Origin of the sequence: Lactobacillus nasalidis (genome assembly GCF_016587775.1) — a bacterium.
In the GTDB taxonomy this organism is placed as follows: domain Bacteria; phylum Bacillota; class Bacilli; order Lactobacillales; family Lactobacillaceae; genus Lactobacillus; species Lactobacillus nasalidis.
This window is the reverse complement of record NZ_BOCG01000617.1, coordinates 1-808: the sequence shown is the minus strand read 5'-3', so window position 1 is coordinate 808 and position 808 is coordinate 1. Positions and strand designations below refer to the sequence as shown.

2 protein-coding genes are annotated in these 808 nt (G+C 50.0%); both read left to right on the top strand.

Features of this window, described 5'->3' with window-relative positions; translation table 11 throughout:
* A partial coding sequence (locus lacNas_RS11570; protein ID WP_201331114.1) for a L,D-transpeptidase family protein occupies positions 1-199 on the top strand: 199 nt, incomplete at its 5' end.
* A 286-nt stretch (positions 200-485) separates the two neighbouring features.
* Positions 486-808, top strand: a 323-nt coding sequence (locus tag lacNas_RS14345) for a sortase family protein (RefSeq protein ID WP_244661466.1), incomplete at its 3' end; no start/stop codon positions are given.

Sequence of the window (808 nt, the reverse complement as noted above, 5' to 3'; positions counted from 1 at the left end):
CGGCTCCGGGATTTCTTATGGCGGCTACCACTACGGTTACGGCGGCGTTGGCAGCACGGCCCACTTGACGGTGCTGGGGACCAAGCCTGACTCTTCAGGCTGCATCCGTCTGTCACTCAGCGATGCCCGCTGGCTTTATGGTCAACGGACTTCAGGCAAGCTGAAGGTCGGTACCAAGATCGTCATCAAATATAAGTAGTTTTGCTTGTCAAACTATTAATATAAGTTGTTAATGTAAAAAAAGACCAGGACTTTTCCAGCAGCATGGAAAAGTCCTGTTTTTTTGCGTAAAAAAATCAATCGATTAGCATTGTTGCAATAATTACGTACATTTTGCATCTGTCTGCATATCTATTTTAGAATAATTAGATTAGACGACTTTTAATTTGGCAGAAGGGCCAGCTGAACTGGCCGATCCCGCTGCTGGCCCTGGCTGGCTTGATCTTGTTCATCTGGGGCTGGGTTGATCAAGAGAAAGGCAAAAGATGAAGGAAAAAGGCAGAATCAAAATGGCGCTGGGAGCCATCTTTATCTTGCTGGCTGGTCTGCTGCTAGCCCACAACTTAATTGAAGACTACCAAGCCGGCAGTTCTGCCAGGACAGTCGTGCAGACGCTCAAAGGCCAGAGGCAAAGGGCTAAGCGACCTGCAAAGGCAACAATCCGGGTTCAAGGAGTTGCTTACAGCGGCTATCTGAATTTTCCGACGCTGAAGCTGATCTTGCCCGTTGCCAGCAAGTGGCGGTTCAGCCAGCTGGAAGTGTCTCCGGCGACATATGCCGGTTCAGCTGCCGGCCGCGACTGGGTCGT